This window comes from Endozoicomonas elysicola, assembly GCF_000710775.1.
In the GTDB taxonomy this organism is placed as follows: domain Bacteria; phylum Pseudomonadota; class Gammaproteobacteria; order Pseudomonadales; family Endozoicomonadaceae; genus Endozoicomonas; species Endozoicomonas elysicola.
Genome location: NZ_JOJP01000001.1, coordinates 2526704 through 2539241, shown reverse-complemented (window position 1 = coordinate 2539241; position 12538 = coordinate 2526704). Strand labels below are relative to the sequence as shown.

9 protein-coding genes are annotated in these 12538 nt (G+C 44.2%); 1 reads left to right on the top strand and 8 read right to left on the bottom strand.

Translation table 11 applies throughout. The features are described 5' to 3' along the window. The first annotated feature begins 628 nt into the window (after positions 1-628). Positions 629-4009, top strand: a complete 3381-nt coding sequence (locus tag GV64_RS10830; protein ID WP_020582845.1) for an ankyrin repeat domain-containing protein — start codon at positions 629-631, stop codon at positions 4007-4009. A 235-nt stretch (positions 4010-4244) separates the two neighbouring features. On the opposite strand, the gene GV64_RS10825 is transcribed toward GV64_RS10830, so the two are convergent. The 8 genes from GV64_RS10825 to GV64_RS10790 form a co-directional block, all read right to left on the bottom strand. Beyond that, positions 4245-4799, bottom strand: a complete 555-nt coding sequence (locus tag GV64_RS10825) for a hypothetical protein (protein WP_020582844.1) — start codon at positions 4797-4799, stop codon at positions 4245-4247. 116 nt (positions 4800-4915) lie between these two features. Continuing rightward, positions 4916-6151 (bottom strand): hypothetical protein, encoded by a 1236-nt coding sequence (locus tag GV64_RS10820; RefSeq protein WP_020582843.1) that lies wholly within the window; start codon positions 6149-6151, stop codon positions 4916-4918. A 253-nt stretch (positions 6152-6404) separates the two neighbouring features. After that, complete coding sequence (locus tag GV64_RS10815; protein ID WP_020582842.1) at positions 6405-6914, bottom strand: hypothetical protein; 510 nt, start codon at positions 6912-6914, stop codon at positions 6405-6407. A 170-nt stretch (positions 6915-7084) separates the two neighbouring features. Next, positions 7085-7474, bottom strand: coding sequence for a hypothetical protein (locus GV64_RS10810; protein WP_020582841.1), 390 nt, complete (start codon positions 7472-7474; stop codon positions 7085-7087). Positions 7475-8176: 702 nt separating this feature from the next. Next, complete coding sequence (locus tag GV64_RS10805; RefSeq protein ID WP_020582839.1) at positions 8177-8671, bottom strand: hypothetical protein; 495 nt, start codon at positions 8669-8671, stop codon at positions 8177-8179. Positions 8672-9172: 501 nt separating this feature from the next. Beyond that, positions 9173-9850, bottom strand: coding sequence for a methyltransferase domain-containing protein (locus GV64_RS10800; RefSeq protein ID WP_026258293.1), 678 nt, complete (start codon positions 9848-9850; stop codon positions 9173-9175). A 135-nt stretch (positions 9851-9985) separates the two neighbouring features. Next, positions 9986-10312, bottom strand: coding sequence for a hypothetical protein (locus GV64_RS10795; protein WP_020582837.1), 327 nt, complete (start codon positions 10310-10312; stop codon positions 9986-9988). A gap of 206 nt (positions 10313-10518) precedes the next feature. Further along, positions 10519-12357 (bottom strand): RCC1 domain-containing protein, encoded by a 1839-nt coding sequence (locus GV64_RS10790; protein ID WP_020582836.1) that lies wholly within the window; start codon positions 12355-12357, stop codon positions 10519-10521. Positions 12358-12538 lie beyond the last annotated feature (181 nt).

Here is a 12538-nt window from a genome sequence, read left to right as displayed (position 1 = left end):
GTGGGTCTGACGCTTGGCTATTTTTTAAAAGTGGTAACACAGACTTGACGCACAATACATCCATTAATTGTACCTTATTAAGTTGGACTTAATTAAGAAAAAATATACTCAATTCTCAGGCAGACAGGAGAAGCGCATAATGGAACATTTTATACCCTTCATAAGCTTAATTAATTTGTTTACGGATAAAAGATATTCTTAAGTACCTACTCATTATGTAGTCGAATATTTCTGGCTAATTGGACAGGTGCTGTGCCCACTACAATGGCGGGAGCTTAGCCATAGCTATGTGAGCTGTTTATTCGATCAGGCAAACATGGTTAGACTGGACCAAATGATCCGAACGGAAGGTTACGTGTATCTGAAAGCCAGTAAAACTGGCCCATACAGCAAAAAACTGAGTACTTTTTTAGCAGAACAACAGTGAATTAATGACTTTCATGAACTGTATTTCTTGAAAGTCACTTGCTCGCAGACTCTCTATCTTTCTGATACCAAACTAGAGATAAGGTGCTCGGAACTGGAGGCTCCAGTGTCTATTGTCAGTGTATTCTGTAAATAACCTATGCAACCAAACAGGCATTAGAGGGTCTACTGCATAAAACTGACCGTTATCAGGAAGTACTCAATGGCAGACCCATCAAATTCATTGGTAACCAATCCCACGCAGCAAATCTTCCAGGCAGAAGGTTCAACGATATCCATGGGAGAAGGAAAAACAGCAAGGGCCTTTCTAAGAAGTGCAGGCACTTTTAATGTTGAACAGGCATTCTCTCCTCAACCAGTAGACAATGAAAAACAGATGGGATCCAGCCTGACAGAAAGATCATCAATAACAACTCAAGAGCATTCAAAAACGACAAAAGAGGCTTTAAGCCCGGCTCAGAAATTGGCTGGTAGGCTCAGAGAATATTATATCGACGTTAAAACTCTGGGTATGTTCGAATACCATTTTTTTGAGCAATTGCCTGAAGCTCTTAAGAGCATTTACATGGACTGCAAAAACGACCTTTTAAAATTTATCAACATTGATTGCGCTGAAAATCCATCTCAAGAGGAAGAAGCGCTATTATCAAGGCACCTGCCTTTGCGTTTAACTGAAATACTGAATGAAATCATAAGGCAATCAACCATCATTACACTTGAAGAAACTGAATGGCTGGTTCCGCTTCTTTTGCTATTGGATGAGTTCAAGATTTTATTACCCAGCCGCGAAAACAGGAAATTCATTCGCCCAATGTATCAATTCGCCTGCACCGTTCACGATAATGATCGTTTGCCGGTTGATAGACGACTGTCGATATTAATGTTTATGCAGGAAAATGGTGAACTATTGGACTTTACGGCTAGTGAATATCGATTATTTGAATCATTAATTAAGTCTTTACTCGATAACCATCAACCAGCCCATGAAGCGGAGCCGGCAATCCTATTGGAAGCAACTCATATTGATGAGCCGCCATCAACCGGCGCCTTAACAGCTTTACAGGAAGATGCCCCCACCCGTCCGGGCAGCGGAGGGATAACGCACAGCCGACCGAATCCAGAACAGCAGCAGGCAGAGGCGACTGTGAACACACCCGTTACCAGTGATGCTCTCACTGAGCCTGCCGTCCATGAAGTCGCAAAGGAATCTTCCCGGAAGCCTGAACCCAAACAAAACTTATCAGTCCCTCGAAAAAAGGACAGAAAAAAGAAGCAAAAACCACCGGAAGATGAAATTGATGCGGCACTCAGAGAAATCAGGGAATTAGAAACAAAACCGGCTGCTAAAAAACGCGCGTCAAAGGCACCTGACGTCAACCATGAACAAAAGTGCCTTAACTTAAGAAAGGGCAGTTTAGACGGAACCACTCAGCAACTTCCTGCTGATAATAGCAACGCTCCCAACTCAGACAGTGCCAGGACTCAGTTTTTTGATCTATTAGATGGTGACGTGAAAGCTCAATCCCGCCATTTCACAGAACTGGCTAATAACGGTTGCAACCCGAATCAGCCAGCCACCGTAACGGTTGACAAAACCCCGCTGAATACCACCCCTTTACTGTACGCAATGCACCGTTATGACGAGTTACTGGAAAGGAAGATGTTCGCATCAGAAACTGAACGAAAAGATCTCCAGGAAAAAATGGCTAATATTGAGGAGAGCTTCTTCAACCTACTCTCCACAGACCGGACAGGAATTGATCAACCCGGTCAATGCCTTCGAGGAGAGAACTTTCCGGCAAAGACCCCAAAGGTCATGAACATGACACCTTTCCAGTTTGCCCTGTCAAGGCAGCTAATCCCTTTTGCCAGGACTCTGAGATCATTCGGTGCTGACCCTAATACAGTACTGAACATCGGAAGCCGACAATACGCTCCTGCGCATATTGCCAGCATGGCAATAAACGAATCAACTGAGTTAATATTTCAAATACTCCTGTCCCCCCAGGCCGTTTCTCCGGTAAAGGAGTCCGACATCCCACGGACAGATTTGAGCGTCATCACTATGGATGCCTCAACTCCCCTGCATGTTTTAGCGAAAACAGAGGTCATGAGGTTACAGGACTGGGAAAAAGACGGCATCCAGGTAGAGCCACAATGGCTTGATCAAGATTTCAGAAACCTGTCACGGATAACTGAGATGCTCAGGGCGCATCACCTGAATGTCGGCAAGAAAAATAAATCCGGCCAAACTGCTAAAGCGTACTTCACACACCTGACCAATCGCAAGATAACCAGCGAGCAGCTTAAACAGGATGCTCTGAAGAAATTTGCACCTCTTTTCACAGAACAGGGCACTGGACCAGTACAAGCGAAAGCATCCAACCCGGTATCCTCACCTCATGAAAAACCTTTACCCACACCCGATTCAGCCCTCTCCGGCGAAGCGCACAAAAAAAAGAAACCTCAATCCCATCAAAATGATGTGGGTACGACGGTCAGCACATTACCAGCGGTTGCCCCAACACCGACCATATCCACCCACCCTCTGGAGGAACTTTCACGGTACTCCATTATGCTCGGGCTTGGATGGATAGATAAAGCGATGGAAAAATTGACGGCCGAAAATATCAACGCCCTCATACCACGCAAGGAAATAACACCTCTTTTGGATGTTTTCAACCACACGGTGAAGCTGCAAAAGCACCACGTGAACAGCATGATCGAAAAAGACTGCGATTTTAATGCTCACTGCCCATGCACCATTAGTGGGGAGAGACTAAACACCAGTATTGGGCTGTATGCAGTCCATAAAGTAGCGGATTTATCTTCAAGCACGTTATCAGAGCAAGATCAGGAGGCTAGGAAAGACGCTATATTCCATAACTTAAACCTACTCATCAAGGCTGGGGTTGACATCAATATGCCCGCAGAATTCCTTACAGAGGACATATTCAGTGGGCTAACCACTGAACCGGTCATGATTTATACGCCTGTGCAGTTAGCCGCAGTCAAAAAACAACATGAGATGATCAAGTTTCTGTTAAAACATGAAGCCAATCCAAATAAACCACTGCGACCTGGCAATCTGGAATGCTACCCGATTCATGTTGCCTGCATGAAGTTTTCCCTGCCCGGCTCCATTGAAACGCTATCGGCTCTGTTTTCTCCCGGTAAATTTCACACAGACCCAAATCTACTGACTTACGATAACTCAACACCCGTGCACTGCCTGGTGGAAGCAGCGATCATGAAATTGAAAAAACTGGAAACAACCTATTCGACATATACTGAAAAGCGGATATGCAACATCCAGAGAAGTCACATCGCCTTCATGGAGATAAATGAGCTAAAGCAGATGACTTCAATATTACGGCAGCACGGCACCGATTTTGACCAGCCAAACAGTCACAGCCAAACGGCTCTGGAACTCTTCAGAACACGGGTAAAGGAGGCAATGTTAGCACCGGAAGTTAAAGAAGATATGAAAAGGCTTGACGTTTTTTTCACCGCGTCGGAGCCACCAGCAGTACGTCCAATATCGACTCAGACCGGACGAGTGAATAAAGCTAAATGGCGCTAGCGGGAAGGGAATCAGACTCTGTTGACAATGCCAGTAAAGTCACTACTTGTCTCAGGTCCATTTATATACTCCGGGAACCTGGCCTTGCCGGGGGCTTTTTTTAACCACAAAGAGCACAAAGGAAAAAAAGCGCTTCTTCGTGCTCTTTGTGATCTCTGTGGTTCGATCTTTAACCCATAAGAACAGGCCCTAATGTCCTACCCTGAGAATGGGTATTATCAGCTGACTGATCTTATCAAAGGCTTTTAAACCGCTGCCTGATGGTGCTGACAATATGCTTCGCCTCAGCCTCATCAAGCTTTATGCCGAATTTATGGGTACTGTAGCCGTAATCAAAGACTATTGATCCGCCGGATATTCCCCAGGGTTCCATACCCCGGTAGTTCCCAAACATGGAACTTTCCTCCACTTTCACCCTCAGGTTGGTCACCGATGAAAGATCGAACTCTTTTGATCTTTGAAAAATCGGAAGACGGCGAATATATTGCAGTTCAATGCCTGAGATATTGATAATCTCTTGCCCCTTGATATTCCAGAGCAAGGCATAAATGGCAAAGGCTCCACCGACCGTCCACCCTCCCAGCCAGGCAAACAGGAATAGCCTGGGCGCATTATTCTCAGGACTAAAGAGTGACATTAATACCATCACCTCACCAAAGGCCCATCCCATCAGCCAGAAGGCCAGGAATAAAATCAGAAAATAGTTTTTCTTTGACGGAATGGTGATGCTTAATCCCGATACCGTGTTGTCGATCTGGCTTCGGCCTTTGCCCACTTCAACTCTTGCCACTGGGTGTCCTTACTGTCTCTATTTTCTGACGAGGATGCATGACTTTGCTCCTCTTGTCTAACCGGTGAAGGCCTTACTGCGCGCTACCCAAATGATATTCCTGACTGACAGGCTGGTTATATGTTCACCCTCAGGCACCGCAGAGCGCTTTCATCGTTTAACGGGCCACTGAAGCAGTAGCTTCCATCGTTTTCTCTGGGTACTTCATCACCATAATAGGGATTTTTCATGTCACCCGGCTCCAGTGTTAAGTGATGGCGCTGGTTAAACAGCGCCAGCTTTGCGTCCACGTCATGAAAACGAGCCACATATTTATCGTACCCAGACCCAGATAATACGTTGATTAACACATTACCAATATGATTTCTAAGCGTTGAAGTCGAGGGCGGAACGAAGCCCAAGGTTTCGATCTCACTGGCAAAAGCCGATGGTGATAACTTCGCTAAACGTTCAGTTCGGTAGTGCATGGACGTTATGGCATTTATTGTCATATTGGGCTTAAAAAATATTCGCGTATACCAGCCGGGAACGTTACCACCGGTTCGAAAGAATTCCGGGTGTTTATCCACTCCTTTGAACAGATCGTAATGTGCTTTGAATTCTCTTACGATGGCCGTATCGAAACTTTTTTCTGATGGCGTAAAACCGGGAATCCTGTCGGCCTCAAGTCCCTCCCTGGATAAAATGACACTGGTCACATCAATGATGTCTGAAAGCGACATGAGAAAGGTTATCTTCCCTGTGATGTTATCCTGTAATGCCTGCGCCTTCCTTAATGTCGTGAACTGCAGCATCAGGGAATCAATCGCTTTGCGGGCATTACCACGGTTATAGGCTGATATCGCATCAAGTACCTTGATACGCTCCGCAGCGGTGATATATCGATAGGGAGGCAGGGGTTCTTCAGGACTTGGTTTCGCCAGGGTTTTATACTCATCGAACTCAAGGAAGGCCTGGGAGCGGGACAGTAATACACGGTGCTCACTCAACAGGCGCTCAACATTAACCGCGTGTGAAAACAGGTATTCCAGGCAGCCCGCTTCCTGTAACTGGCAAAATGCGGCGCCCTCAGGCAACGGTAGTTTTTTTGTTTTGGGATAACCGTCAACGTGATATGAGTCGTCCGATACGGATGTTTGATATTCGGCAAACAGGCTTTTCCCAACCTCGGCCGGATTTTCACCATCTCTGGCAAATATTCCATAAAGGTAAAAATAGGCCTCGCTCGTGGCATCAGGGTCTATCCGTTCAAGAAGGCTGACAGCTTCTTCGCTCAGATCGTCATCAACCTGAGTCATCCAACCAGAAAAAACAATCACGACAATGAGAATAAAGAGTGTTTTTTTCATCATTAACAATAACACCAGAATGAGCGGCACTGCCGCTGGAGTTGTAATGCGGGGGAGGAATCGCGGTATGCAATTAACTTGTTGATAGCAGCTCTACTTAAATCAGCTACCATTATCCTGCAAGACTGCGGACAGTTTTTCCATTTTGAATTCATACACGATTCAAGACCTGCCCCCAGCTTCTTATTTCAACAGTTCACTGCGGAAACCTTGATCACTTCCTTTAGGTGAAAGTCTATATTTATCTCTGCTACGGTTAATATTTCGCTCGGAGCCTAGTCACGGCTTTATAACAGCTCTCAAAAAGGAGCGGCTCCAGATCTTTGATACCAAATGGAGGAAATAAACCCAGTAGGGCTCTCGGAGATATTATTCCCTGAAGGTAGGTTTTCCAGGCCATTTTGGACACGACCTCGACCTGATGAAGGGTTTGACCGGTTTCAATGGTATAGATCTTTGCATTAACCTGAACTTTGGGTCTCCAGAATACGGGAAATACCGTGGCATCCAGTGAACCGATAAAAGCAGCGCCCCCCTGAAACCCGGGAATGGCTATATCAATCGCCAGATCCTGTTCAGATACCACACTCAGGCTCTTTGCCAATGGCAAGTCAAAAATATCGAGCAACCGGTGATAGAGCTGCTCATTCAATTTTCCGCCCCCCCAATAACCGCTCTGATCTAGAAAGCGCTTGAGGTCACGTCGTTCAACTACCTCTATCTGGCCCAGGTAGAGCTTATATTTCACTTTCTTTTTGAAAAACATCGATCGCCTTAATATCCGTTTTTACTCATTCTCACACTTTCAGACACTTAGGGTGCTGCATGGGATAGAGATTATGCCGCGATAGCAATGCCAGTAAATAATCAAACTGGCTCTCCTACGGAGGAACATGGGAAATGGTCAACGCTTTTTATATCCACTGCCTGAATAACTCAAAGGCTGGCAATGGTGATTCCTGTAATAACTAATATCGCCACCACAACAATAAACCCGTTGCCAAATTGACGACAGGCTACTGATTGTTGCTGAGTAATAGGCTGCAATGGAAGAAGGGCAAGCGCCCAAAAGCGACCCGCAAGCCAGATAAATGGCACTGCCAGTAACACATACATAGGGTGACTGACGAAAAATAAATAAATGCACAATCCAATAGTCAGCCATGAAACAATCAATGGCCTCGCCGACTGAAGCCCAAAGCGATACCTGGAGTGGACAAAGCTCAACTCACCACAGTACTTACATTGAGCAGGCGCATCCGAGCCACACCAGAGCTTGGCCCAAATACCTATTCCCTTATTTTTGCAGTGGGGACACTGAAACATAAAAGACCTTTTAAAAGTGAAGAACCGGAGCCATGTCTTGAACCTTGCATGCAGTCATCATTAAAGACCTGTTCTAAGTTTACTTGTAAATACATGGCAAGATTATGAAGCTCCGCAGCCTACCAATATCTCAGAGCGCTAGCGGGTACTCATTGATGCCATCTTTTGCCTAGGTTTAAGGCCTGCCTTAAACGTTTTTGTATTGTTAATAAAAATTAACTGCAATATTCTCTGGTAGCCTTTGCTAATTTCTCAACGGTTAATTCAGAAGATGAAATATAATAACGAATGTTCATGCTATCCGTATTAAAGCTATCTCCTTCCATCGGGACTGATACAGCAATGTCTAGTATTTTCATTTCTTCCCAATCAAATGAGAAATAAACAAACTCGTCAAATATATTAATTACCAGACAAGGGCGACGCTCCTTTCTCGCATGATTTTTCTCTTCAGTTCGATAGGTGGCACCTTCCCATTTATTTTACCTTTTGTCACAACACCTTCTGTGGTATCACAGTGAATACATACGACTTTGATGACAGCCATAGGAAAATGAACAGACTACCTGTCATCTGTGTCCAAAAAATATGCGAGATCAATACACCTGATTCACGCCCCACTATTGCAGTATGAGTAAGTCATTAAAATTAAATAAATAGCTGTTTAATTTATTCTGTCCAAGGTAAAAACTATCAATCATCTTATTTATTGGCTTTGCAAAAAACCCAGTTCCAGTCAAAAACGTCGGAACACAGTGCATTTAAATCTTTCTGATAAAACGATTGACCTGTACAGGCTTGATTAAACTGATCATTGGCTTCATTGACAATATTCACTTCGCGATGTTGGCGCTCAATATAGTACTCATGTCGGGAGGCTATCTGATTTTTCTTGCGAACCATTGCGTTATATTCATCGATCAGCAAATTGGCTCGCCCACAGGCTTGATCATAGTTTTCACAGGTCGCGATGGCACTATTCACATTCGTTTCTGCCCAATTCAAAGAAGAGTATATCTCTTCAAATTCACGCTCTTTCTCGTCAATGGAAGCATCTAATCGTTCTAAATACTCATTCGATTCTTTAATCTCTTCCTTAAGGTTTATGCAACGTTCGAGTGCCGATTTGGATAGCGTATCAGCTTGCGCGCAAAAAGCGATGCTGAATGATAAGATGCCTGCTAGTTTATAGCGCATGACCAACCTTAGTAATTGTTATGATCGATTCAGAAATGGGAAGCATAAACACCTACAAAGCCATAAACAAGGGGGGAAGAATATTATGTGACGTCGCAGGGAAAAATCATGAAGCCCTGGACCCGACGAGGACTTCAGCGGCTAAAAACGCTCAATATCCTACTCGATTCGAGAGCTTAAATTCCTTCCTTACTGAATTAATTTGTTTAAGGCTTTCATCAGAGTCAAACGATTCTATGGGTTTAAAGATATCACAAGCATGACACCAGCCAAGAACCCTGTTAACAGGTACCTCTTTATCCTCAATAAGCTATGAAAATAGCCCCCAGGTGACTGATGTACATCACATGATGATGGCACTTGGCACAATCAAGATGTATTTATGGCATAGCCATAAAGTACTCTCCAGGGGCATTATCAACTGGCCATTCAACCCATTGATAACGCCCCCTAATTCCGACTATAAAATGGGGAAACTTTGGAACGAACTGGACATTTTTGTTAGCCAGCGGTTGCTACCAACATGTGATCTGCCCCCTTTTGAAATTCATACCCAACAGCTCTCAACTCTACCTTCACATCCAGTTCTTTCAAGCTGCTGAGCACTTGTGGTAAATGTATTGACGGCGAATTATCTAATGATATTAATGGGTAAATACGAATTTCTTTTGCAACCCTGAGCAGCTCAATGATGGACTTCAGGTGCATGGGTTCTGAAAAATGCTCACTATAAAGAAATAAAAAGTGCGAACACAAAGCGAGATCAAACTCCTTATCTTGAAATGGAAGTTCAGGGAGAGAAGCATCAATGTACCTGTTTGAGATCTTTCCTTCATCATAATCTGACAAGAACTTCCTCATAGCAGTCATTCGCATTAACTCTAACTCTTCTGGAGATGAAATACTGTTCCAGAGATAATCACCGCTGTTCTTTCTTACTTGCTGCATTATTTTTGGGCGAACATATTCAATGCGACCAGCGATCTGATCTCTTGAAAATTGATAGATCGGATCAACGGATACGGCATCTCCTCCTAGATTTGAAAGCTCAGCATTAAAACTGGCTGGACCATCGCCACAACCAAGGATTCTCTTTTTAATATCTCTTTCATCTAGACAAAACATTGACTCATACTCTTGAAGAGTACGCCCCCAAGGTACGATGCTTTCTAATTCCACCGATATAATCTCTCTATTATTATTTTACTTGATGATTTCAAGCAGCTAATGCCCAGCGCAACGACACTGTGACACTGTCGGATTTTTGTGCCAGTAAAAAAGGCGACAGATTTTGCTAAGTCCGAATGCTGCTACTTATAAAATGCCACTCCAGATGCTGGCTAATATGAACGATACTGCAAATACTAAAACAAATACTTTAGAAGTAATGTCAATGCTGTGGCACAGTTTACTAATTTTTGAGTCATCCAGGCTTTCGTACCCCTTCTCGTATACAAAGCTGAAAGCCGGCTCTTTTGCTCCATTGACTATACCAAGGAGCCTTTTAGGTGAACCTAAACTCACCCACACTCCATAATGACTCTCTTCCATAACCCTGAAAAGCTCAGCAGCTTCGGCATTAAGATGGAAAATACCAACTGGCATTAAGAGTAATGTTAGAAAGATAAGCATAACGTCCATAAGCTTTTACACCTGCGTTTCGTGTCATACTTTTCTGGTGCAATGTGGCTCGATTCAGATCTTTCGTTGCTCACACATGCAAGATTCAAGACCATCCCTTTAGGTCTTGGATCGTACTTGAATTATAATTGAAAAGCCTACCCCCCAGTTTCGGGGGGCGAAGCCCCGGAAAATCTTTTATTTTTCTGCCCGCTGGATGTGGCGCTTTACTCAAGCGAACTTTCAATAATGACGTCAACGGGGGTCAGTTCATTTTTAACAGGGCTGCTATCTCCACCATGAATTAAATCACCCCAGGTAAAAATCTGCCCATCCTGTGTTAACGCTGTAAATACATGCTCCGATGGATAAATCTCTCTTATGTTGGTGAGCGTGCCACCACTGCCATGCTCAATATTGCCACCATGAGCAGGATCACCCCAGGCCACTGCGGTTCCATTTTTTTTCAAAGCTACAAATGCGCTCTGATTGGCAAAAAGTTCGACAACCTCTGCCGTTACATCAACGTCACTGGCATTGATGCGACCACCGAACGCTTCTGCCCCCCAAGCCACCACACTGCCATCCCTTTTTAACGCGGCAAATGCTCGTTCTGTTGCTTTAATATCGATAACATCCACCAGGCTACCTCCTGAGCCGAAATGTACATCACCGCCATATTCCCAATCTCCCCAAGCGACGACCGATCCATCTTTTTTCAGGGCCGCAAATGCTTTGGTTGATGACACAATTTTAATAACTTCCGAGCTTACGTCTCCACCACTTCCCCATCGATGATCACCGCCATATGCCTGATGCCCCCAGGTAACAACACTGCCGTTCTTTTTTAATGCCGCATAGGCATAATCAGTCGTATATATATCCGCAACATCAGCGGTTACATCACCACCACTGCCTGCATTCGTGTCACCTCCAAATGCAGGGTTCCCCCAGGCAATAACACTGCCATTATTTTTTAATGCAGCAAATGAGTAGGGATTAGCGTATATGGCCAAAACCCCGGAGGACAGGTCACCACCACTTCCGTAAAGATACACATCCCCACCCTGAAGCGAATCTCCCCAGGCAATCACTTCACCATGTTTTTTCAGTGCTGCAAATGCAGATTCGTTTGGAGTAATACTGATAACACCAGAGGTTAAATCACCGCCACTTCCTTGACGGACATCACCTCCTTCATTGTAGGCCCCCCAGCTAACCACTTCACCGCTAGCTTTGATCGCTGCAAACGCTGAACCATTGGAAACAACACGCTGAACACCGGAACTTAAATCACCACCACTGCCATGGTTAACGTCGCCCCCGAATGACGAATTTCCCCAGGCAACAATACTCCCATCCTCTTTAATGGCAGCATAAGCGCCCATATGGGATGGTATGATGTCGACCACGCCGGAAGAAAGATCCCCACTGCTACCAATAAAGGTATCACCACCAAAATACTTAGCACCCCAGGCCACAACACTTCCATCGTCTTTCAACGCGGCAAATGATGAATTATTGGGTATAACTTTAAGAACGTCACTGGATAGATCACCACCACTACCAGTATTCTGATCACCACCAAAACGATCATTCCCCCATGAAACAACACGCCCATCATTTTTCAATGCTGATACAGAAGAGATATTGTTCTGAATATTGATTGCAGAAACTCTAAGAGCAACCACATACTCTTCGCTGCTTTCACCCGTCGGTGAATACGCTTTGGCCATCAATTTTAGTTTTTTTCCAAAGTCATCACTTTGAAAAAGATAGGTTGCTCCATTTGAATAATGGTCGCTGACCTCAATCTCATCTCTTTCTACGGTATCACCAAACGTATTGTTATCATTTCTATCAACAATCCAGGTAAACGTTGTTTTTTCTGGATCGCAATTTTTACAGCTTGCACTTGCAGTAATTAATTCACCAGGAATAAGGTTTCCTTCTTTCCTGAGTTCAGTAATAGTGGGTTTAGGAACTACCTGCTCATCATTATTACCTTCATCATCTGAACATGAAATGATTAAAAATGATAAAAGTAAAACAATAAATCTCTTCATTGAACTAAGCATAAAATACAACTGATTTTCCAGGTTACAGTGTTGATTTAGATAAGCCAGACTTGTCCAGTTAACAGAGTATGAGCACGTTCCGCCCTGATATTGGGTATTGGGCAACAATGAACTCACCGGGCAATACCATCAGGCAGGTTAACTACCTAAGCATGTAATTTTGAAAGTG

Excerpts from the sequence above, each read along its gene's own strand:
- GV64_RS10830 (WP_020582845.1), top strand. The coding sequence starts at position 629 with ATGGCAGACCCATCAAATTCATTGGTAACCAATCCCACGCAGCAAATC.
- GV64_RS10790 (WP_020582836.1), bottom strand. The coding sequence starts at position 12,357 with ATGAAGAGATTTATTGTTTTACTTTTATCATTTTTAATCATTTCATGT.
- GV64_RS10820 (WP_020582843.1), bottom strand. The coding sequence starts at position 6,151 with ATGATGAAAAAAACACTCTTTATTCTCATTGTCGTGATTGTTTTTTCT.
- GV64_RS10815 (WP_020582842.1), bottom strand. The coding sequence starts at position 6,914 with ATGTTTTTCAAAAAGAAAGTGAAATATAAGCTCTACCTGGGCCAGATA.
- GV64_RS10810 (WP_020582841.1), bottom strand. The coding sequence starts at position 7,474 with ATGTTTCAGTGTCCCCACTGCAAAAATAAGGGAATAGGTATTTGGGCC.
- GV64_RS10805 (WP_020582839.1), bottom strand. The coding sequence starts at position 8,671 with ATGCGCTATAAACTAGCAGGCATCTTATCATTCAGCATCGCTTTTTGC.
- GV64_RS10795 (WP_020582837.1), bottom strand. The coding sequence starts at position 10,312 with ATGGACGTTATGCTTATCTTTCTAACATTACTCTTAATGCCAGTTGGT.